Annotated in this window: 13 protein-coding genes; 12 read left to right on the top strand and 1 reads right to left on the bottom strand. The window is 40.1% G+C overall.

Features of this window, described 5'->3' with window-relative positions; all coding sequences use genetic code 11:
- The first annotated feature begins 718 nt into the window (after positions 1-718).
- From QF042_RS08715 to QF042_RS08670, 10 genes are all read left to right on the top strand, one after another.
- Entirely contained in the window at positions 719-7759 is a 7041-nt protein-coding gene (locus QF042_RS08715) for an SDR family NAD(P)-dependent oxidoreductase (RefSeq protein WP_307527306.1), read from the top strand.
- A gap of 21 nt (positions 7760-7780) precedes the next feature.
- Complete coding sequence (locus QF042_RS08710) at positions 7781-12016, top strand: beta-ketoacyl synthase N-terminal-like domain-containing protein (protein WP_307527304.1); 4236 nt, start codon at positions 7781-7783, stop codon at positions 12014-12016.
- A gap of 35 nt (positions 12017-12051) precedes the next feature.
- The gene (locus QF042_RS08705) at positions 12052-12300 is read left to right on the top strand and encodes a phosphopantetheine-binding protein (protein WP_225876570.1); all 249 of its coding nucleotides are present in this window, start codon (positions 12052-12054) and stop codon (positions 12298-12300) included.
- Positions 12288-13052, top strand: a complete 765-nt coding sequence (locus tag QF042_RS08700) for an alpha/beta fold hydrolase (RefSeq protein ID WP_307527301.1) — start codon at positions 12288-12290, stop codon at positions 13050-13052. Before QF042_RS08705 ends, QF042_RS08700 begins: the two co-directional genes overlap by 13 nt.
- A gap of 12 nt (positions 13053-13064) precedes the next feature.
- Positions 13065-13787 carry a hypothetical protein gene (locus QF042_RS08695; protein WP_307527299.1) on the top strand — a complete coding sequence of 241 codons (723 nt, stop codon included), beginning with the start codon at positions 13065-13067 and terminating at the stop codon, positions 13785-13787.
- Positions 13756-14265: a glycosyltransferase gene (locus QF042_RS08690; protein ID WP_307527297.1), complete on the top strand. Its 510-nt coding sequence runs from the start codon at positions 13756-13758 to the stop codon at positions 14263-14265. Before QF042_RS08695 ends, QF042_RS08690 begins: the two co-directional genes overlap by 32 nt.
- 10 nt (positions 14266-14275) lie before the next feature.
- Entirely contained in the window at positions 14276-15478 is a 1203-nt protein-coding gene (locus QF042_RS08685) for a glycosyltransferase (protein ID WP_307527295.1), read from the top strand.
- A gap of 399 nt (positions 15479-15877) precedes the next feature.
- Positions 15878-17167 carry a condensation domain-containing protein gene (locus QF042_RS08680; RefSeq protein WP_307527293.1) on the top strand — a complete coding sequence of 430 codons (1290 nt, stop codon included), beginning with the start codon at positions 15878-15880 and terminating at the stop codon, positions 17165-17167.
- Positions 17164-18432, top strand: a complete 1269-nt coding sequence (locus QF042_RS08675; protein ID WP_307527291.1) for a condensation domain-containing protein — start codon at positions 17164-17166, stop codon at positions 18430-18432. Before QF042_RS08680 ends, QF042_RS08675 begins: the two co-directional genes overlap by 4 nt.
- Positions 18425-18934: a hypothetical protein gene (locus tag QF042_RS08670; RefSeq protein ID WP_307527288.1), complete on the top strand. Its 510-nt coding sequence runs from the start codon at positions 18425-18427 to the stop codon at positions 18932-18934. Before QF042_RS08675 ends, QF042_RS08670 begins: the two co-directional genes overlap by 8 nt.
- Before the next feature lie 266 nt (positions 18935-19200).
- On the opposite strand, the gene QF042_RS08665 is transcribed toward QF042_RS08670, so the two are convergent.
- Complete coding sequence (locus tag QF042_RS08665) at positions 19201-21279, bottom strand: hypothetical protein (protein WP_307527286.1); 2079 nt, start codon at positions 21277-21279, stop codon at positions 19201-19203.
- 158 nt (positions 21280-21437) lie between these two features.
- On the opposite strand from QF042_RS08665, the gene QF042_RS08660 reads away from it, so the two are divergent.
- Positions 21438-22274: an alpha/beta fold hydrolase gene (locus tag QF042_RS08660; RefSeq protein ID WP_307527284.1), complete on the top strand. Its 837-nt coding sequence runs from the start codon at positions 21438-21440 to the stop codon at positions 22272-22274.
- Positions 22275-23170: 896 nt separating this feature from the next.
- Positions 23171-23791: a hypothetical protein gene (locus QF042_RS08655; protein ID WP_307527282.1), complete on the top strand. Its 621-nt coding sequence runs from the start codon at positions 23171-23173 to the stop codon at positions 23789-23791.
- Positions 23792-23843 lie beyond the last annotated feature (52 nt).

Here is a 23843-nt window from a genome sequence, read left to right as displayed (position 1 = left end):
TTAAACGTCATACAGACGATTATAATACGAATATAGAAAAACAATCTCCATTTAAAACGATAATGAACAGATGATTTAAAATTTAAGCATTTTTTGTCTTAAAACACCTTGTTGTTAAAAGCAAAAAACAACAAACTCACAATATTTGATACTAATTAAACATACACAATAAGATGATTTAGAGTGTTAGCAAAATTTAAACCGTTTTAAATTAAAAATTCTCAACATAAATAAATGCGATCAAATAGTATCAAAAACTTTATTTCTTAAACCAAACCTTATAAAATCTACTAATTTTTATTAGAAAAAATTAAAAAATAATCAACACAACCCATAACAAACCAAGCAATTACAAAAACAAATCCGTAAATTAACCCATTATTAATATTAACCCAATGTGGGACACCTTCTTTTGTATTTAAAATTGAAATAAATCATATAAAGAAGTAAAATTGAAATTATTAATGAGAATTTTGTTCATAAAATTCATTTCTGAATGGAAAAATCGACTGCTTTTAAGGCGCTTGTTCAGTTCGTTCATTTATAAATTTTTAGAACAATTTGACTTAACCAAGTCGTATCTTAGTCTAATTAATCATACACACTAATAGCAGCGCTAAAAAGCTGTGTTATTGCGTATTACGGCCGGCATAAAGAACCATTATGTTCCGCTTAAATCATCCACCAAACAGAAGAATTAGAATCAAAATCTAAAGCCATGAACAAACACGCCATTATTGGAATAACTCCCTTCGAAATCCCTGATAGCAGATTGGTTTCCAATTTACAAAAAGCAGATTGCTTTCCGGTTCTTAGTCTTGGACATAGTAAAGATGAAGCTGAAAAAGCTCTTCATACACTAATAGATGCAGGCACATCAGATTTCGGCGTTAGCATCAATTCAGCAGAATTAGCCGATATCGATCTTCCCGCACAGGTAAGTTTAATCATAGCGCCTTATGATTTCGCGCTAAAACGTAAAACATCAGCAAAAATTATTCTTCAGGTCTACGACCTTCAATCTGCATTAGCCGCACAAGCAAACGGTGCGGATGGAATCATCGTAAAAGGAAATGAAGGCGCTGGCCGTGTGGCTTACGAATCTTCTTTTGTACTTTTTCAGCGGATTATCAAAGAAATTACTTCCATTCCGGTTTGGGTTCAGGGTGGTGTGGGTATTCATACAGCAGCCTCTTTAATGGCCCAGGGCGCAACGGGAATCATTTTGGATAGTCAACTGGCATTATTCCCAGAAAGTTCTACACCAGAGGATTTGAAAACAGTTTGTAGCAAACTCAGTGGGACCGAAACAAAATTGATTGATAACTGCCGCGTACTGGTTCGGCCAAATTCGCCTGCACTTACTGAAAATACAGACTACACTGGTCTTCAAAAATATTTTAAAGGTTACGATCTGGAAAGCAACTACCTTCCAATGGGTCAGGATATTACCCTATCGATTGATCTGGTAACCAAATATAAAAAGCTCGATAAGTTAGTTTTTGGTATAAAGGAAGCCATTTATGGCCATTTAAAACAAGCAAAAGCCATAAATGTCATCAAAGCAGGCAACTCGCTTGCCAAAGATTTAAATATCACCTACCCTATTGCACAAGGGCCTATGACAAGGGTAAGCGATGTAGCGCCCTTTGCAGATGCCGTTTCGGAAGCTGGAGCCTTATCATTTATTGCGCTATCCTTACTAAAAGGCGCATCGGCAAAAAACCTGATTGAGGAAACCAAAAAACTGGCTGGCGAAAAAACCTGGGGGGTAGGCATTTTAGGCTTTGCACCACAAGAACTGAGAGATGAGCAACAAGAATATATATTAAGTGCCAAACCCCCGGTTTTATTAATTGCAGGGGGAAGACCCTCGCAGGCTAAACCATTTGAAAAAGCGGGGATCAAAACTTTTCTGCATGTACCTTCTGCGTCTCTTTTAGATATGTTTTTGAGAGAAGGTGCTAAACGTTTTGTATTCGAAGGACGTGAATGTGGAGGCCACGTTGGGCCACTATCAAGCATGGTATTGTGGGAAAAACAGATCGAACGTTTGTTAAAAGAAGAAAATCCGGAAAGCATCAGCGTTTTCTTCGCAGGCGGAATCCATGATGCCTTTTCTACTGCATTTATTTCGGTAATGGCTGCTCCATTAGCGGCCAAAGGAATGAAAATCGGTGTACTGATGGGCACTGCATACCTATATACCAAAGAAGCGGTAAGCACAGGTGCCATTTTAGATAAATTCCAGCAGGAAGCCATGCAGGCAAACGAAACTGTTTTGCTTGAAACTGCCCCGGGGCACGAAACCAGATGTTTGAATTCTTCATTTGCTACTTTCTTTAACCAGGAAAAACTGAAGCTACAGGCTGAAGGAATGGATAAAAAAGAAATCTGGGCAAAACTGGAAACACTAAATGTTGGCCGTTTGCGCATTGCTGCAAAAGGAATTGAAAGACGTGGCGATGAGCTCGTAAAAATTGAAGAAGCTGAACAAACAGATTTAGGCATGTACATGATCGGACAGATTGCGCCTATGCATAAAGAAGTAATGTCGTTGCTCGATCTTCATCAGGATGTAGCCGACCATAATTATACATACATTTTAGACGCCACACTTTCATCACCTCCAGAAAATAAAGCCAAAGCATTGGATGTTGCCATTGTAGGCATGGCCTGTATTTTCCCAGGGGCCAAAAACCTTGAGGAATACTGGCGCAACATTATTTTAGGTAAAGATTCGGTAACCGAAGTACCTGATGAGAGATGGAACAAAGAACTGTATTATAACCCTGAATCAACCGCTGGCGATATGTCGCACTCTAAATGGGGCGGTTTTATCCCGAGGATCGATTTTGATCCTTTAGAATTTGGTATTCCACCGCAATCACTTGCCGCCATAGAGCCTACGCAGCTGCTAACCTTAATGGTGGCCAAACAGGCATTGCAACACGCTGGTTATGCGGATGGTGGTGTTGACAATGAAAATGTTTCGGTAATTATCGGCGCTGAAGGAGGAAATGACCTCGCCAACAGCTATAGCTTTAGAGGTTTTTACAAACAGATTTTAGGTGAAATGCCTGCTGAATTAGATGCAGCACTACCAAAACCAACAGAAGATTCGTTCCCAGGTATTTTAGCGAATGTAATTTCCGGAAGGATTACCAACAGGTTAAATCTGGGTGGCAGAAACTTCACGGTAGATGCAGCCTGTGCTTCATCTCTTGCGGCAATCGACCTTGCCTGTCAGGAGTTATTTTTAGAGAAATCGGATATGGTTTTGGCCGGTGGAGCTGATCTGCACAACGGCATTAACGATTACCTGATGTTTTCGAGCACGCACGCGCTCTCTAAAAAAGGAAGATGCGCCACCTTTGATGCTGAAGCTGATGGAATTGCCCTTGGTGAAGGTATTGCCATGATCGTCCTAAAAAGATACGACGATGCTTTAAGAGACGGCGATACGATTTACTCCATTATTAAAGGTGTTGGTGGATCGAGTGATGGCAAAAGTCTTGGTTTAACCGCGCCACGTAAAAACGGACAGGTAAATGCATTAGAAAGAGCTTATAGTCAGGCAGGAATTACACCTTCGTTGGTTGGCTTGGTAGAAGCGCATGGCACAGGTACCGTAGTTGGCGATAAAACAGAGATCAGTGCGTTAACCGATATGCTTAACCAATCAGGCGCAACCGCCGGACAAACACACCTGGGCTCTGTAAAAACACAGATTGGCCATACTAAATGTGCCGCTGGAATTGCAGGATTAATCAAAGCATCGCTATCGGTTTACCATGGTATTAAACCACCAACCATTAACTTAAAAACACCAAATAGCTTCTATAACGCAAAAACCAGTCCGTTCGCTTTCCATACAGAAGCGGGTTTATGGATGGAAGAAAAACGGTACGCTGGTGTAAGTGCCTTTGGTTTTGGCGGAACAAACTTCCACGCCGTATTAGAAAGTGCGCAAAACATAGAAAATAAAAATTCGATATTAAAATCCTGGCCTTCTGAACTTTTTGTTTTCAGAGGCAATACTTATGAGGAAGCTAAAAACCGCGTTCTTTCAGTAAAAAACCTCTTAGAGCTGAATGATCAGATCGAACTGAAAGATATTGCCTATAGTTTAGCAACTGCTGATACAAAACCTGTTCAATTGAGCATCGTTGCCAATCATGCAGAAGACCTGGTTATGAAAATCGACCTTGTTTTATCTGGCGTTGAAAGTAAAGACACTTACCTTACCCAAAAACAGGAGGGTAAAGTTGCTTTTATGTTCCCGGGGCAAGGGAGCCAACGCGTAAACATGGCCAGAGATCTTTTCGTGGTTTTCCCAGAAATGAGAAAACTATTGAAAGCTTATCCTGAATACGAAAAAATCCTTTTCCCAAATACAGTATTTAATGATGCTGATGCAAAAGCACAAAAAGAACGTATTAAAGATACGCGCATGGCACAACCGCTATTGGGTATTGTTGATCTGGCCATTGCCAACTTCTTAAAATCATTGGGTATTGTACCTGATATGGTTGCTGGTCATAGCTACGGCGAATTACCTGCACTTTGTTTTGCAGGTGCTTTTGAGGAAGAAGCTTTAGTTTACCTGAGTGCCGAAAGAGCAAAATCTATTTTAAATGCCGTAGAAAACGGCGATCCGGGCACCATGCTTGCCGTGAGTGCAAAACAGGAAGATCTAGCACAATACCTGGGTGATATCGCAGCTGTTTATCCGGTAAACTTTAATGCACCAACCCAATGTGTAATTGCAGGCAGTACTGCAGCCATTGGCCAATTGGCAGCAGTTTTAAAGGAAGCTAAAATATCTTTCCGTCCACTTGAAGTGGCTTGTGCTTTCCACAGTCCTTTGGTGGCTAAATCGAAACAACTTTACCAAACAGTATTATCTGGGGTAAAATTCAGTGATCTAAAAATCCCGGTATGGTCTAACACTACTGCAAAAGAGTACCCTGTTGAAGCGGCTGCAGTTAAAGAACGTTTAACCGATCATTTGGTAAAACCCGTGCTTTTTGTTGATGAACTAAGGGATATGTATGCTGCCGGAGCCAGGGTTTTCGTAGAAGTTGGCCCTGGTAAGGTGTTAAGTGGTTTAACCAAATCATGTATCGGTAAAGACGAAGTGATTTTGCACACCGAAGATCAGGGTCAGAACAAACTCAGCAATTTGTTGGGCACACTTGCTGGTTATATGGCTACAGGCCGCGAAATCAAGCTTGAAAAATTATTCGAAGGCCGTTCAGTAAAAACCATCAAACTGGATGAACCTTCTATCTATAAAAAAAGCCCGGCAATCTGGTATGTGAACGGTCAACACGCCATTCCATCAACAGGTAAACTTCCGGCAAATGGTGCATCCCCTATTATTAAACCGATTATCCTTATGAACAATACCTCTACACCAACTGAAAATCACCAGGTTAATGGCTCAGCCAAAGACTTGATGATGCAGGAGTACTTGCACAGCATGAAAATGCTGATTCAGGCACAACGCGATGTGATGCTTTCCTTTTTAGGGCAAGCTCCCGCAATGCCTTCGCAAATCATTAACCAACCTTTAACATCATATCAAGCCCCTCAGCCGGTTCGCATCGAAAACCAGATCACGGTAAAACAGGAAGTACCTCAGGCACAAACCATAGAGGTAATTGCACCTGCAATTGCACAAAAAGACCTAAAACTGGTGCTTTTACAAATCGTGAGCGACAAAACAGGTTATCCACAGGAAATGTTAGGCATGGAAATGGACCTTGAAGCCGATTTAAGTATCGATTCGATCAAACGTGTAGAAATTATCGGTGCTTTACGTACAGAACTGGGTGGTTTCTCTCAATTAAACCTTCCGGAAGATAAAATTATGGAACAGCTTGCAGGACTTAAAACCCTGAGCAGCCTGATCAACTGGATTACCGAAAATACGGCACAACCAGCTGCTGTTAGTGTGCCTGCTCCTCTAGCAACGCCAGCAAGTCAGCCTGAACAGGCAAAATTTTCAATTGATCAGTTAAAATCGGCCATTCTTGATGTGGTAAGTGAAAAAACAGGTTATCCAAAAGAAATGTTGGGCATGGATTTAGATCTTGAAGCTGATTTAAGTATCGATTCGATCAAAAGGATGGAAATTATCGCTTCGCTTAAAGAAAAAATCGGATTTGGTTCACAAGGCGACCAGGCTGATGATTTAATGGAAAAATTGGCTGCGATCAAAACTTTAAATGCACTGGTTAACTGGATTGCAGATGTTGAAGCAGAAAGCTCGGAGGTGCTTACAGAAGCAAAAAAGCTTATTGAGGAGAGCATCGATGATCAAACGGTTAAAGAAAAATTATCCCGTTTAAGATTTGAGCTAACTCCTGCTGCATTGACCATTACCGAAGCAGCCATTTTAAAAGGACAACGTTTTGCCTTAACCGATGATGGTGGCGGGCAAGCGATTAAAATCAAAAAAGTGTTGGAGAAACATGGTGCCATTGCCAATTTGGTGAGTTTTGATGACTCATTGGATGGTTATCAAGGTCTTATTATTTTGAATATGTTCGAAGCACAGCAAAAAGTAGGCATTCTCGATCATTTCGCCACTATTAAAAAGCTAAACTTCGATACGGTGAAATGGGTATATCTGATTGCGGATACCAAACAATATTTTAACGACCAGTCGGATATTTCTTTCTTAAGAAATTATCAGGGTTATTCGGGTTTCTTTAAAAGTTTAGACCGCGAATACGAAAATACTAAATGCCGTTTCATTAGTTTGGAAACCAAAATGTCGCCTGATGAAATCACCAACATTACCTTAAACGAAATCCTGAATCCGGATAAACCTTCGGAGATTATTTACAACGACCATAAAAGACATATCATGGAACTTGTGCCACATCAATTGAGTATCGAAACGGATGCACACATCCATTTGGATAAAGATGCGGTGGTAATGGTTTTAGGTGGCGCACAAGGTATTACAGCCGAACTGATGATCCATTTCGCCAAAGATTACCCTTGCAGGTACATTTTGGTGGGCCGTTCGGCAAATCCAATAGCTTCGGCAAATGAAGCCAGTTCTTCATTAAAAACCAAAGATGAGATCAGGCAGTACGTAATTAAACAAGGCGAGATTAAAAAACCTGCCGAGATAGAACAGGAAACGAATCGGATTTACAAAAACAACCAGATTTTACGCTGCATTGCAACTTTAGAGGAAGGTGGTTCTACAGTGGTTTACGAATCGTTAGACCTTAAAGATGAAGAAGCACTAACCCGTTTGATCAATCAGGTTTACGAAGATTTTGGCCGCATAGATGGCGTGGTACATGGTGCAGGTTTATTGGAAGACAAACTGTTCCATAGCAAAACTTCTGAATCTTTCGGGCGTGTTTTCGACACTAAAGTAACACCATTAAGGGTATTGGCCGAACAGTTAAGACCTGAAACACAATTTGTAATCCTTTTCTCGAGCATTGCTTCTGTTTACGGAAACCGCGGGCAAACCGATTATGCCGCAGCAAACAGCGTAATGGATAAATATGCCTGGGCCTTAAAACAGAAGATTCAAGGCAAGGTAATGGCCATTAACTGGGGACCGTGGAAAGGTGCAGGTATGGTTTCGCCAACCTTAGAAAAAGAGTACCAACGAAGAGGAATTGCATTGATCCCGCTACAGGATGGAATGGAAACTTTCCTGAATGAACTTAAATATGGTAAAGAAAGCCAGGTATTGATCATGGCTGGAAACACCTGGACATAGAATCCCGTAACCAAACAGCAGATGAAGAAAAGCGACGTAGCAATTATTGGAATGTCATGCATTTTTCCGGGTGCGAAAGATATGCAGACCTTTTGGGAAAATATTATCAACCGGGTAGATTCTACACAAGAGGTTCCCGCTGATCGTATAGATCCTGTACATTTCGATAAAAATTTGACTGGAGTAGATCGTTTTTACTGCAACCGCGGGGGCTTTATCCCCGACCATCATTTTGATCCGCAGCGCTTTGGCATTTTACCCTTAGCTGTTGAAGGTACAGAACCCGATCATCTGTTAACCTTAGATCTGGTTCATCAGGCACTGGAAGATGCTTCCGTATTTGAAAAAAAATATCCCCTCGATAAAACAGGAATTATTATCGGTAAAGGTAATTATGTAGGTCCGGGGGCGACCCGTGCCATCGAAATTGTAAGAACTGGAGAACAGATTTCGAGTGTATTGAAAGATTTGATGCCACAACTTACTGAAGCGGAAATAGATAAGGTTAAGCACGAATTTCAATTGCGAAAAGGCCGCTTCAGTGCCGATACCGCAATGGGTTTAATCCCCAATTTAGTGGCCTCGTTAGTGGCGAATCGCCTTAATTTAGGTGGTTTGGCTTTTACTTTAGATGCTGCATGTGCCAGTTCACTCATCGCAGTAGATCATGGTGTGCAGGAATTAAATAGTGGCCGTTGTGATATGATTATTGCAGGAGGTGTACATTTAGGTCAGAATGCTGCTTTTTGGAGCATTTTTTCTCAGCTGGGCGCTTTATCCAAACAAGAAAAAATAAAACCTTTCGATCAAAATGCCGATGGATTGATTATTGGCGAAGGTTGTGGTTTTGTGGTGCTTAAACGCCTCGAAGATGCCATAAGGGATCAGGATAAAATTTATTCAGTAATTAAGGGTGTAGGCATCAGCAGCGATGGCAGCGGAACAAGCGTAATGAGTCCATCGGTTAAGGGCCAGCTTAAAGCCATTACCGAAGCCTGGAAAAACGCAGAATTAGAAAGTAAAAATATTGGCTATTTAGAAGCCCACGGAACAGGTACCCCACTTGGTGATAAAACCGAAGTGGAAACGTTAAAACAGTTTTTTGGTCAGGATGCAGATCTGCCAAAAGCTGGTATTGGCTCTGTTAAATCAAATATCGGCCATGCCATGCCTGCAGCAGGTATTGCTGGCTTGATCAAATCGAGCCTGGCTTTATACCATGGCATCATCCCTCCTACTTTACATTGCGATGAACCTGTAACCCAATTGGCCGAAACCCGTTTTTCTGCGGTGCAAAAAGCGATAGACTGGAACCAATCGGGTTTACCGAAACTGGCTGCCGTAAATGCATTTGGTTTTGGTGGCATTAACGCCCATGTGGTGTTAGCTGCTTACGATACCCCTAAAAAAGATGAGGTTTTGGTTATCGCAAGACCAAAGCATGAGGCTTTAATCGAATCGCTCGAAAACGGCGATTATAACATCGGGAATGGTAATTTCCGTTTGGTGTTATTTAACCCTAGCACTGAGCGGATCAAAAAAGCCTTAAAAATTGTAGCTAAAAATTCTCCCTGGAGAAATAAACAGGACATCTGGTACACCAATGCACCACTATTGGCGAACGATGGTAAAATTGCCTTTGTGTTCCCTGGTTTAGATGGGCTTGCAGGTGGAGAATTTAAAACCGTAGCCGATTATTTCAACATTAATATTGACGAAAACGAAAAAGAGGATGGCCTTTTAAGTGAGGCACTCAACATATTGAACAAAAGCAGTGTTTTAGGTCAGGCTTTAAAGCAATTGGGCATTAAATCTGATATGAACGCAGGGCACAGCCTTGGCGAATGGCTGGCCGCAAGATCTTCAGAACTGGCAGAAGAAAGTTCGGTAATAAACTTACTCAATGTACTTAACCCCGAAACCTTTGAACTCAAAGATTCGAGGTTTATCGCCGTGGGTTGTGGTTTAGAGATCCTTCAACCAATTTTGGAAAACATTCCCGATTTATACCTTTCGAATGATAACTGCCCTCAACAAGTCATTCTTTGTGGCAGCAAAGTTGCCTTGGATGAACTGGTTCCGATATTAAAGGTTAAACAGATTTTTCATCAGATTTTACCTTTCCAATCTGGTTTTCACTCGCCATTTGTGGCCGATAAACTGGGTTTGATCCTCGAAGGGATGCAGGATATGCAGTTCCGGAAAACCACTACACCGCTTTGGTCGGCTACCACATTGGATCTTTATCCTGAAGGTTTTGAAGCCATCCGCCAGCTAAGTGCCGAACACTTAATTAAACCGGTACGTTTCCGCGAACTTACTGAAAAGTTATATGCAGAAGGTGCACGTGTTTTTATACAGGTGGGTTCAGGTGGTTTGGTCGGTTTTATTGATGATACCCTAAAAGGAAAAGAAATCAGCACCATTAGCGCCAATGTGCCGATCCGTTCGGGTATTACGCAATTACAAAGGGTACTGGCGGCACTTTTTATTGAAGGAAAAGAAATTGGTTTGTCTTATTTAGGCAATATCAAATCTACTCCTCCACAAAAAAACAAAGGTATTAAACTCGAACTGGGTTCTCCTATTATCCATAACCTGCAAACGCTTAAAGGTTTAACCATTAAGCAGCCGCAGCCATCACAATCAAAAACATTTGTTGAGGCCAAACATCCGGTTTTACAGGCTTTCAACGAGAATGTAATGGAAATGATCAATATGCAGAGTGAAATGATCGAACTATTCGAAAATGCTGCATTACAGGTTGATCAGCCAAGCAATTGGGCACCAGCTAAACCACAAAAACCAGTTAGGCAATCCTTTAGCAAAACACTGGATGTAAGTTTGGATAACTGTCCTTACCTCATCGACCATTCGCTATTGAGGCAACCGAAAGGCTGGCCAACGGTTGAAGATATGGATCCTGTGATCCCAATGACCATGATTTTTGAAGTCTTTGCTGAAATAGCCAATGCGCAATCGCCTGAAGAAAAGGTGCACAAAATCATGAATATGCGGGTTTTCCAATGGATGAACGTGGTTAAACCTTTCCAGGAAACGGTAACCGGCGAATGGAAAGATGAGCAAAGGGTTTATCTGAATCTTGAACGTTTTGCCAATGCAGAAGTGCAGTTGACCACACAGTTAAACCCTGCTCCAGCCAGACGTTTCGACATTGGGAAATTATTGGATATCAATCGTACAGCTGCACAGATTTACGATGCCCACATGTTCCACGGACCAGATTATCAGGGCATCAAAAAACTCGTCGCGGTTGGCGAAAAAGGAATTACAGGTATCATTGAAGCCTCAGGAGGAAAAGGTTCATTGCTTGATAATGCCGGTCAACTGTTTGGTTTATGGCTTCAGCTCACTTTAGAAAAAGATCGGATTGCTTTCCCGGTTAAAATTCAGGAAATAGAATTTTTCGGTGATATGGCCGATCAGAAAGGACAATTCGAATGTACCTGCGTACTTACAGAAATAAACGATGAGTTTGCTACTGCTGATATCGTCATGAAAAGAGATGGCATCACCTGGCTCATTATTACAGGCTGGCAAAACCGCAGATTAGAAATAGACGAGCCACTTTGGAACGTGTCGATGTCGCCCCTCCACAACCGTTTATCAGAAGAGGTGGCACCTGGTGTTTTTCTTTTTGGCAATGCTTATTCGCGTGTAGTATCCTGGGATTTTATCCTGAAAAGATATTTCAACCAGACCGAGAAAAAACACCACCAGAATCTCTTACCCAACAAAAGAAGAACCTGGATGATCAGCCGCGTGGCAGCGAAAGATGCTGTCCGGAATTTATTGAATACACAGAAAAACCAGGCCTGTTACCCCATCACCTTCGAAATTTATTCGGACGAATTCCGCAAACCTTATGTTAAAGGTGGTTTAACAGATAATATCAATATCTCCATTGCCCATAAGGGAACTGATGCCGTTGGTATAGCACGTTTTAACGAAGCAGTTGGTATCGATATCGAACATATCGAAGAACGGAGCGCCGGTTTCTTCGATCTTGTGTTTAACGATCACGAAATGGCCTTGCTCGAAAGCCGCGACAAAATAGAATGGGCAACCAGGTTCTGGGTAGCCAAAGAAGCTTATGGGAAATACCTTGGCAAAGGTTTACAGGGCAATCCAAAAGCTTATACCGTTGAAGAAATTAACGGCGAAGAATTACGGATCAACAACATCACAATCAAAACAATCAAACATAAAAACTATATCATCGGATGGACACTATAACTACAAAATTAAGCAGCGAAGAAATCTTCAACCTCATGAAACAATTCATCACCGAAGTAATAGGTGAAGAATTTGTTGAAGAAATGGATATCACTCCTGAAAGCTCTTTCACCAAGGATCTTGAAATGGATAGCATCGAAATTGTATCATTCTCCGAAAAAATCAAAGCACACTTCGGCGAACAGATTGATTTTACCGGCTGGTTATCTTCAATGGATTTAGATCAGCTGATCAACTTAAACCTGGGTATGATCATCTCTTATATCGAAGAATGCCAATCATAACGGTAAACGGCAAATCGGTTCATATTCAGGAGCTCAACAAAGAGGCTGCTGAAACCATCATTCTTGTTCATGGGATGTTTAGCAACCTGTCTGTCTATTATTTTAATATTGCACCGCTATTGGCCACAAAGTATCATGTGGTACTGTACGACTTAAAAAGTCATGGCATGAGCGAAAAGGCTATGGAGGGATATGATTTGGAGAGCATGACCAATGATCTTTTTGCATTAATGGAAGTTTTAAACCTTCAGAAAGTGCATTTGGGCGGTTATAGTTTCGGCGGATTGATCGCTTTAAAAATGGCCATCCGCTTTCCAGAACGCATTAACAAACTGGCCATTATTGAAGCACCAGATCCGAATGATGATAAAACAAGGGGTATTATTGATGAGTACAGCCGTGAATTTTTAGAGCATTATGTCGAAAACTTTACCGATACTACAAAAGTTAAAATGGGTAAACGGCAAATGGAGCGAAACCACCGCATGTATGAGTACCTTTTTTATCAAACTTCGATTAAAACCGATATGGAACTGGAAAAAGACTTTTTTGGCAGTCCGGCAATCGAAACCATCGAAAAGGCTACCCTATTGCTGTATGGCACCGATTCCAATTGCCTTGACGCGGGTAAACAGTTAGATGAGCTGATTGAAAATGCATCGTTAATTGCTGTGCCAGGAGATCATAATATCCCGATCCAACAACCATTGGTAATTGCCGAAGCATTGTTAAACTTCTTCCAGGAAATATAAAATTAAAAACACATGGCAAAATTTGTATTTGTTGTTCCTCCCCTAACTGGCCATATTAACCCTACGCTGAGTATGGGTACTGCCTTGCTGGAAAGAGGTCACCGCGTAGGATGGATTACTCTAGATGAATCATTAGGCGATAAACTTCCTGCCGGAGGCGAGTTGCTGTTGATCAGTTACGACCAAAACGACCAGCAGAAAAAAGATTCCGAAAAATACCTCGATATCATCACCAAAAAGATCGTTTACGGCATCGATAGCATTAAATTTTTATACGAAGAAGTATTAATTCCGCTAAACAGACACAGTTATGAAGGCATTGCCGATTTACTCGATCAGTTTAAGCCCGATATAGTGATTACCGATCATCAGATGTTTGCCGGAGCCATTGCTGCCACCAATAAAAACTATCCTTATGTAACCTCGGTTACCGCTCCAGCAGCCATAAAGGTAATGGATGAGTTGCCAAAAGTGCACGAATGGGAAGTAAATCAGATTGTAGCCCTTCAAAAAGAATTCGGCGTCGATACAACAGATTCTATTGCCTGTTCTGATCTTGCCACTTTGGTGTTTACTTCGAGAGATTTTTTTGGCGAAATGGATTTACCAGAACATTTTAAGTTTGTAGGTCCAGTTTTTAAACCGCCGCAAAACTGCAATTCCTTTTCCTTGGGAAGCATTTCATACCAGCAAACCAAAAATATTGGTCAGCATTGGTACCACCTTCGATCATGAGCATAAAAAAGCCTTTTTTGCCAAGGTAATCGAGGCTTTCGCTAATGAAGACTTACATGTAGTGGTGGTTTCAGACCCTGCTTTATTTGAGCAATGGCCGGCTAATTTTACGGTGCGGCGCCAGGTCCCACAATTGGAACTTTTACCTCACCTTGATGCTGTGGTTTGCCATGGCGGACACAATACCGTTTGCGAAACCTTAATGAATGGTCTGCCTATGGTGGTTATTCCAATTGCTTACGATCAAAGTCATGTTGCCGGACGTGTTTTTAGGGTAGGTGCCGGAGAACGTTTAAATTTTAACCGTTTTAAAGCCAATCATCTTAAAGAAGCTGTAAACAAAGTGCTGCAAAACGACAGTTATAAAATAGCTGCAGAACAAATTAAACAATCTTTTATTGAGGCTGGCGGAACAGAAAGCGCTGCCGATTTATTGGAAGCATTAAGCAACAAAACCTCAAACGTATTCATCAGTTAAATTATACATTATGTCAAAATTCCTTTTCGTTGTCCCGCCTTTTTTCGGTCATATTAGTCCAACATTAAGTATTGGCGCAAGTTTATTGGCCCGTGGCCATGAAGTAAAGTGGCTGGGTATCACTCCCCTTGCACAGGTACACCTACCAGAAGGTGGCGAATTTATTTATCCAGAAGAAGATTTGGCTGAGTATACAGATGAAATACAACGCATTTTAAAACGTCAGGATGATGGCCCTGCCTGCTCTGGTCCTGAAGTGATGAAACTGGCACTCGAAGAAACCTATGTGCCTTTTGCCAAAATGATGATGAAAGGGCTGAACAATTTTGTTGATGTCTGGAAACCTGATGTCATCATTAACGACTGTATTACCTTTGCTGGTGCATTAAGTGCTCACCTTAAAGGCATTCCATCGGTTACCACCACTCCTGTACCGCCTGATGTGATGGGTGATACGGCGAACAGTGCCCCTAAAATATTCGAATGGCAACAAAACCTGATTAAAGGTTTACAAAGAGAAGTGGGTATTTATAGTGATGATATCCATATCCATTCGCACCAACTAAACATGGTTTTTACCTCACAGGCTTTTGCTGGCTTTGAGGAAAAACCACCGCACATGCATTTTGTTGGTCCGGTAAAAGGCAGACCAAATTTGGCCCCTTTTGATTGGGAACGCTTAAGCCAGGCCACTACGCCAAAAATATTTGTTTCGCTGGGTACTTTACTGGTTGATATTCGTAAAGAATTTTTCCAAAAACTGATTACTGCTTTCGAAAACCAGCCTGTAACCATTGTTGCAGCCACTAATCCTGATATTTTTGAACAATGGCCTGATAACTTTATTGTGAACGGTTTTGTTCCACAATCAGAACTGATGCCACACATGGATGCGGTAATTTGCCACGGTGGTTTCAATACGGTTAACGATACTTTCACCAATGGTTTACCGATGTTAATCACGCCAATCGCCTACGATCATTTTCACACCGCAAAATTAATTGAGCAGGCAGGTTGCGGGGTAAGCATCCGTTACAAACGATTACGCATCAGCGATTTAAGAGATACCGTTTTCGAGCTTCTAGAAAACCCGAAATACCGCCAGGCGGCACAAAAAATAAAAGAAACATTTATCGAAGCTGGTGGGAATGACAAAGCTGTGCAATTACTGGAAGATTTTGCAAAAACAGCACAAACTGTGGAAACGGCTTAATGGTGAGTTGCCCTCACGCGATCGTCATTTCGAGCGGAGCGCAGCGCAGTCGAGAAATCTAACATGATAGATCTCTCCATTCCGCTGCGCTTCAGTCGAGATGACCAAGTTGGGAGTGACGATCCATCGAGAATCGAGTTGTCAACTTTGATAGCCCGCTTGCCTAAAAGTTGACAACTCTAGACACAATTACAAAAATCGGTCGTCATTTCGAGCGGAGTGCAACGCAGTCGAGAAATCTAACATGATAGATCTCTCTCCCGAACGTTCGGGACTACGCTTCAGTCGAGATGACACCTCCCGTGCGATCGTCACCCTGAATTTATTTCAGGGTCTTAATAGCAGGAGAGATCCTGAAATAAATTCAGGATGACGAATCTTATAAAATATAATAACTAAATGAAAAGAAAACTGCTATTCGGCGAAAGAATGTTATACGGAGATGGGAAAAGCCCCTTTAACATTGTAATACCATTCAAAATCAGGGGAGAAATTAAGGAAGATGCTTTAAGGGTTGCCTTATTTAAAATCCAAAAAAAACACCCCTGGTTAACCGCCGCAATACGTTTTGATGAAGATAAAAGGCCCTGGTTTGTTACCAATCTTACCGAAAATTTTAGAATTCCCGTTCGCATTGTAGATAGGTTAAACGATGAGCATTGGGAAGAGGAATCTACCTATGAATGGAAAACTCTTTTTGATGCTTCAATTGCACCACTTTGCCGCATTACATGGGTTAGAGGTAAAGCGGTATCCGAATTTTTGATGGTATATCACCATTGCCTTTGCGATGGCACTTCAGCACTTTCTATTTTAACAGAATTGCTTCAGCTTTTGGATGACCCGGATACCAATATTGGGAAAGAAATCCCAATTATGGGGGTAGAGGATGTAATCCCTAAAAAGGTATTAAAAAGTTATCGCAATAGAACTAAAAACGGACTGATCGGCAAAATTGCCACTTTAGCACTTTGGATTATCCCAATCAAAAAAGTAGCTGTAGAGCGAAAAAAAGATTTTATGCTCAGATGGAAATTCGATCAGGATTTCACTAAACAGATCATCCATTTTTGCAAAACCAATCAGTTTACGGTAAATACGCTCCTAAGTGCTGCAGTTTTAACCGCATTTAAAGCAGTAAGAAAAGAAAAAGCATTTAACAAAATATCACTCCCAGTCGATATCCGGAACTTTAACCCGATTATTAAAAAGGATCATATTTTCGCCTTTGGATTAATGATTGTACTCTCCCTATTGCCAGAAAAAGACTTTCTTGATAATGTAAAGGCCTTACAAAAAGATGTAAATGATAAATCTGCCAAACTAAATCCTTACAGCTTAATGATGATGATGGAAGCTTGTCACCCGGCATTAAAAAACTTCACTAACTTCTTAAAATATGGAAAATCGAGCAACGATTGTATGTTTTCCAACCTGGGTAAAATTGACATTGCACACCAGTACCAAAACTTTGAAGTAGAAAGCATCTTCAGCCCTTCAGTAATGGGGCCATTGGGCAATACCACCACCATGATTGCCTCCACCTACCGCAACCAAATGGATTTCACTTTTGTAGCCAGCGAAGGTTATATTCCATTTGTAGAAGCAGAGGCCATCAAAGAAAGTGTAATAGCCATCCTCAAAGAACAAATGGAAAAACCAATTGAGATTTTAACTGCTACCGCATGAAAAGAAGATTAATTTTAGGAGAAAGAATAATGCATGTAGATACCAAAACACCATTAAATTGTGTTTTCGGCGCTAAAATTTCAGGTAAAATCAGTGAAGAAAATTTGCACAAGGCACTGTTTAAAATCCAGCAGAAACACCCACTGCTGCAAATGAATATCGATGCTACAGGCAAAACACCATATTTCGTACTGAACGAAAACATCAGAAAAATACCCGTTAGAACTGCTGATCGTTTAACAGATGAGGACTGGTTAAAACAATCAAAAATAGAGTGGTATAAACTTTTTGATGCACCTAACGAACCCTTAGCCAGGTTAGTCTGGTTAAAAGGCGAAACAGAATCCGAGCTTTTACTTGTTCTTCCACACTGTATTTGTGATGGAACTACCATATTAAATTTAATGCGGGAGCTGATGACTTTGATTGATGATCCTGAACAAGATCTGGCTCCATATCCTTCATTTCTTTCCGTTCATGATCTCTTACCAGAAAATTTTAAGATCACCAAGGCAGCCCATTTTAAAGGGAAAGTTTTTGCAGCGCTTGGTCGTTTATTTTTCTTTTTTAAAGCTACTTCCAACAATAATGTAGACCAGAGCAATTATGCTGTTCATTGGAAAATCAGCGCCGATGATACCAAAAACCTATTGGTCAAGTGTAAAGAAGAAAATACTACTGTTCATGCTGCAATCTGCGTAGCCTTTATGGAAGCTTTTAAACAGGTACAAGGCACCAAAGCTCATGGTAAAGTGATCTGTCCGGTTGATATCAGGCGTTTTGTTGAAGCCATAAAACAAGATACCATGTTTGCCTTCGCGCCCATTGCAGAGTTAAAACTAACACAAGGTGAAAATGATTTCTGGACAAAAACGAGGATACTAAAAACCGATCTGGAAGCAAAAGTAGCAGAAATGAAAGTCTACGATCTGTTAAACATAAGCGAGTATTTCCATTCATCCGTAAATAAAATGATTGGTTTTTTAAAAACAACAAAGGGCACGCACGATGTGACGCTCAGCAATATGGGGCTTTTGAACATCCCGAAGGATTATCAGAATTTTTCTATTGAAACCATTTATAGCCCCACGGTTGCTTTCCCATGGAAAAATGCTAACACTTTAGTATGCAGCACTTTTAACGGACAGCTGGATTTCTCTTTTATGTCGAACGAATCATTCCTTCGTGAATTTGAAGCCTGGCAGATCAAAGACAGGGTAATGGAACTGATTAAGGAAAATTTAAACGAATTGGTCAATGTCTGATGAAGTGATATATGATGAGCAGACAAAAGTGTCGAACTGGCGAAAGTTTGTGCGCAAAAACCTGCTGATACACCTTATCCCAAACATGGTATTGAATACTGTAGTGCCATATTTTGCTTTTAAAGCGCAAAATTCGGTGCACTTATTTAGTGGCGAGCAAAATCTGGCCAGGTTTTTATTGCCGATGTCGTTGCTCCTGCCCTTTATGATTACCCTTGATATTTTAAAAAAAATAAAGCTAATGCAACACGCTGGTGCCATTAACTATAAGGTAGACGAAAAAATTTCAGGTTATCCTTTTATATTAAAAAAAGCAGGTTTAAATGGCTTATACAGCATTGTAGTGGTATTTGCATTGATGCTCGCACTGCACTTCTCTTTTCCTAAAAATCACGATTTCGGAATTACTCCATCTGCTGTATGTGCAGGATTGTTGGCTGGTTTATATTCAATTACCTTTTTTTATCTCGCCATTAGAAGGTTTAAGATTGATGCGACGTAACGTGTATAGTCCTCGTTTGTAACGAAGATTAGCGAGATCCGCATTTACAATGCGAGCAAAACTCCATGGCGATGCAATCGCCTTTCTCATTCATCCTCGTTAAAAACGAGGACGATGTAGGTTGTCATTCTGAATGCAGTAAAGAATCTGATCATATCTTCATCTCGACCGAAACGCAGTCCCGAATTTTTGGGAGAGAGATCTACAAAGACAGATTTCTCGACTGCGTTGCACTCCGCTCGAAATGACGATTTCCAGTATAATCATTATTCTAACCAAACCATTTGAGTAAAAGCACCATTGGTGGCAATATCCCAGGCCTCTACCCTTACCCACTTACGCCCTTTTAAATTTACCGGCCAGCTAAAATCCCTTTTTCCAAAAGCCTGAGTAGCATTTAAATTAATGTGGTTGCGGTAAACCTTTTCCCCATCTCCCGATACAATTTCGACAAAGCTTAAAGGGAAGGTCCAGTTGAGCTGCATATTTACCTTTACTTTTCCACTATTATCAATCTTTAATGTTTCCCCTGCACCTTTTCCATTAATATTAAAGCTAGGGATCAGTACTTCACCAGTAGAGACAAAAAACTTTCCTTTGCGCATTACATCTAAAACAGGTTGCCAGCCATCGGCATAATTTGGCACCTTATCCAATTGTAAATAATTCACGTTTAAGTGTGCATACATTTCATTTTGCTTAGTAATGGTAAAGATATCAGCCTCTGAAATAATATGTTTTTTCAGCCCCCAATTGGCCATATCGTCCATCAGGTTCAATACTCTTTTACTTAAGGTTGGTAAAGAAAGATCTCCGGGAATAGCCTTCCATGCGGCGCCCATAAAGGTTTCTGATTTAAAAAAGTCTTCTTCTTTATATTTATCCGGATAACCTGTTGAGGCTTTTGTTCGGGCATGTGCAGTCCAGGCTAAGCCATGCTCTTGTTTCAGTAATTTTAGCATTTCAGCTTTATCATTAACGCGGTAAACTTTCCCATACTTTGGATCGGTAGTTTCGAAAGGGAGATCACTTTTTCTCGACATAATCCAATAAATGGGTTTCGGAAAAAATGCCAGCCAGTGTCCACCATAAAAATTATTGGCTTCTTCTCCTGGTAACAATAAAAAATTAGGGTCAGACAGCCTTTTGGTTTGTTTAAACAAAGCATCTAATTCTTTTAAACGAATCGAATCTGGTCCTTTTGGATGACCGGGCCCATGAAATTCGGCAAGTTTAACAATATTCAAACCTGCCTTTTTCAATACCTCAACAAATTCGGGTTTTTCCGGAACGGCTTTTCCGCTCAGCACTACGTCCGAAATAAACTCATTGTGGAAATGACTAGCCATTGTTTTATAACCCGCCAACGGCACATAACTATCATTATGCGTAAACTTTTTAACTTCGGCTAAAGCTGTATTTGCTTTCCCGGCACTCAATAAACAGAAAAAATTAAGGCGCTGTTGGGTATTGGGTGGTGCATTAAACCATGGCACATAACGTTTATCGCCCAAAGGGTCCTGACGGATGCCGATACCAAAATCAGGAATCAGATTTAAGTAGTTGCTCCCTTTCCAGGTAAATTTAAGGTTAAATGCTTCATCTAAGGGATAGAAATATTGATGCGGGGCAGGAAAAACAGCCAAACTTCCGCTTATATTTTCACCAATAACGGTTCGGTATTTTACTTCCAAATTTTTACTTGCATCTGCTTCAGCGCCCTTTTCGCGTTGAAGATTTCCCTTTACATCAGACCAGGCTACGTTTGCCCAGACATCTTTTTTACTCGTCAGTCCGGCATCGTACAAAATAGCCGTAGAATCTTTTTTGGTAGATACCACTGCAGCCACATTAAATAAAGGGCTTCCGTTGTACAAAGTAATTTCTAAAGCACCACTAAATGTTTCGCATTCAACTCCATTTATTCGTACCACAGTTTGCGAGCCCTTTGTAGAAACACTGGCCGTTCCTTTTTCAAACTTCACCACATTTGTGGTATATGGCCTGGTTGGAACCCGGTCGAAAAAAACATCCCAGCCCCCACTGTTTGGACTTAAGGTACGTTTACCTATTCTCAGCACAAATGCAGGATCGAGATGAGCAGCAACTTCTTTTAAGGCGCCTTGCTTACCTAACAACAAACTTTTAAACAATGGCTTGTTACGATCGAGGTCTAAAATCATTTTACCCAAGGCTCCTTTACCAACCGGCCAGGTAAGCGAGAGCTCTTTTTGGTTGGAAGAAACAGTAGCGCCATTGGTTTTAAATGCTTTAAGGTTTACCTGGCTTTGGGCATAAAATGCTGAACAGCATATTATCAATAATAAAGAAATACTGTTTCTCATACAACTTAATCGTTTTAGTAAAGATAGAATGCAAGATAACAATTAAGTGCAAAACATAAAATATTCGCTAATCAGTAATGTATTTCGTTCATTATTTATTTTTAAAAAAAAAACAGATAACATTACCTAACTTAATATAGAAATTAAAATCAAACATTTTGCATCCTATACTCATCAGAAATAATGTTAAAATCCTTGGCGAAGGCAGCCAGGTAATTGTATTTGCCCATGGTTTCGGCTGTGCGCAGACTTCTTGGAAATTTATTACAGATGCTTTTCTGAAAGACTATAAAGTAATACTATTTGATTATGTTGGATCGGGAGATTCTGACCTAAGCCAGTACGACCAACGAAAATATGCTACACTAGAAGGATATGCCTGCGATGTAATCGACATTATAGAAGCGCTTGATTTAAACAACATCATATTTGTTGGGCACTCGGTAAGCAGTATGATTGGCATGATTGCCGCATTACAGATGCCAGAAGTATTTAAAAAATTAGTTTTTATTGGCCCTTCGCCAAGATATTTAAATGACCGTGATTATATCGGTGGATTTAATGCCGCAGATATTGAAACCATATTTGAGCACATAGCCGATGATTATATAGCCTGGAGCAAGCAATTGGCACCAGTAGTAATGAATAGCCCTTTAAAACCTCATTTGACTGATTTTTTACAGGAATGTTTTGAAGCTACCGACCCAAGTGTGGCCCTGGCCTTCGCAATGGCTACTTTTAAGGCCGATTATAGAGACAAGTTAAAAAACCTCGGGGTACCGAGTCTTACCCTGCAAAGTACGGACGATATCATGTCTCCTTTATCGGCCGGCGAATTTATCCATAAAAATACACCAGATAATTTTTTGGTTGTAATGAAAGCCACAGGTCATTTTCCGCACATTAGTGAACCAGAAGAAACCATAAGGGAAATAAAAGATTTTATTGAAGATATCAGTTTAAAATCAGCGTCTAATCATCTTTATGCCTTCTAAAATTTTCATCGATTAATAATTAAAAGTTTATAAAAAAAAGTACAGGTTGTCGCTTCATCTTTAGCCTTTTCACAGATCATTGCATAAATGGTTAAAGCATTTTATTGTTAGTTATTCATAGTACTCGCAACTAAAAATTATTAATTCATCTATTTTTTCTGATACAATTTCAATAAATTTTCCATTTATTTCCTTTTCGTAAGCAATATCTCCAGTACTTACTTCAGATAGCCTAAATCAATAACCTTATACCTGCTACCTTATTTTTAACCTGATATTTTTGGCAGGCAATGTTTCATTCTGTAAAAAATGAGTTAAAACACCAATCAGTTCAATTCTCGGGATTGATTAGTAAAACAGCCATTCAGCCCCTGCATTAAAGTATTTTGGTTTAGTTCCTCTAAATCTTTTTCGATTATGGCTACAATTGAAACCACTCTATAACATTTGTTTTATTCGTTTCATCAATTACTTTAGTTATAATATTTGCAGTCTTTTATTTAAGATCATTTTCTAAGATCAGGTACGGGGACAAAATTTTTATGGATGACCAAAGCGCTCCCTTCAATAGTAAAAACCGAATCAACCTGCAGCAGGTAGCTCACTTATACGCCCGGCAATTATATGACCATCAACTATTAAACAATTCATTGCTATCAGATTATCATTTCATTAAAACCAAGCATGACCGGCAGAATATTTTCACAAATAAATAATGAACAAAATGAATAAAATATATATTTGTATAAAACCGATCCCATTTTCATTACGTATATACGCCCGTTCGTCTATGATTTTTGCCTTTCTAACGCCTTTATTTAGGCCAAAAAGCTAATCAGCAATAGATTATTGAACATTACAAAGAAAATCATCAATCATAAAAACAGAAGAATAAAATGAACAAGATTAAAATCATTGCCCTCTCAACACTAAGTATCCTATCGGTATATACCGCTAAAGCACAAACTTTTAAGGAGCCGGTTGGCTATAAACTTAAAAACGGAATGAACATCATTATCTCAGAAAATGACCGATCGCCAAAGGCTTATTCGAGCTTTACATTAGACGCTAAAGCTTTCGAAGGTAAAAAAGACGGAGTAGTTGAATTATTAAACACCGTATTAAACGAAAACGTAGGTAAAAACCCAAACATCAGTTTTAAGGATAATAGCGGAAAGCTGGCTACTGCAAGCGCTGACCTTGATAAAGATTTAACTACAATGGCTTCTTTAATACAAAATGCAACAATCGATCAAAAAACTTTCGACGCAGCAAAAGCTAAATTGATCGCCAGTTTAAAATCGCAGGATTATGATTACGACCAAACGGTAAATGAAAATTCGATTAATGCATTAACCTTGACAGATGTTAAAAACTTTTACAGCCAGATTTCTCCAGAGAAAACTTTTTTAACCATTGCCGGAGCTGTTGAATTAAATACAGCCAAAGCATCAGCTAAAAAAGCTTTTGGCAACTGGAGCCGGACACAAGAACTTGCATTAACTGTGGCAAGGTAATATTAAAGTTAAATTTGGGCCCTTTGATTAGCTTCAAAGGGCTTTTTTATGC

The sequence above is a fragment of the Pedobacter sp. W3I1 genome (assembly GCF_030816015.1).
Lineage (GTDB): Bacteria > Bacteroidota > Bacteroidia > Sphingobacteriales > Sphingobacteriaceae > Pedobacter.
This window is presented reverse-complemented; position numbering and strand designations above follow the sequence as displayed.

What these genes read in the sequence shown, in the direction of transcription:
- QF042_RS08715 (WP_307527306.1), top strand. Translation starts at nt 719, where the DNA reads ATGAACAAACACGCCATTATTGGAATAACTCCCTTCGAAATCCCTGAT.
- QF042_RS08710 (WP_307527304.1), top strand. Translation starts at nt 7,781, where the DNA reads ATGAAGAAAAGCGACGTAGCAATTATTGGAATGTCATGCATTTTTCCG.
- QF042_RS08705 (WP_225876570.1), top strand. Translation starts at nt 12,052, where the DNA reads ATGAAACAATTCATCACCGAAGTAATAGGTGAAGAATTTGTTGAAGAA.
- QF042_RS08700 (WP_307527301.1), top strand. Translation starts at nt 12,288, where the DNA reads ATGCCAATCATAACGGTAAACGGCAAATCGGTTCATATTCAGGAGCTC.
- QF042_RS08695 (WP_307527299.1), top strand. Translation starts at nt 13,065, where the DNA reads ATGGCAAAATTTGTATTTGTTGTTCCTCCCCTAACTGGCCATATTAAC.
- QF042_RS08685 (WP_307527295.1), top strand. Translation starts at nt 14,276, where the DNA reads ATGTCAAAATTCCTTTTCGTTGTCCCGCCTTTTTTCGGTCATATTAGT.
- QF042_RS08680 (WP_307527293.1), top strand. Translation starts at nt 15,878, where the DNA reads ATGAAAAGAAAACTGCTATTCGGCGAAAGAATGTTATACGGAGATGGG.
- QF042_RS08675 (WP_307527291.1), top strand. Translation starts at nt 17,164, where the DNA reads ATGAAAAGAAGATTAATTTTAGGAGAAAGAATAATGCATGTAGATACC.
- QF042_RS08670 (WP_307527288.1), top strand. Translation starts at nt 18,425, where the DNA reads ATGTCTGATGAAGTGATATATGATGAGCAGACAAAAGTGTCGAACTGG.
- QF042_RS08665 (WP_307527286.1), bottom strand. Translation starts at nt 21,279, where the DNA reads ATGAGAAACAGTATTTCTTTATTATTGATAATATGCTGTTCAGCATTT.
- QF042_RS08655 (WP_307527282.1), top strand. Translation starts at nt 23,171, where the DNA reads ATGAACAAGATTAAAATCATTGCCCTCTCAACACTAAGTATCCTATCG.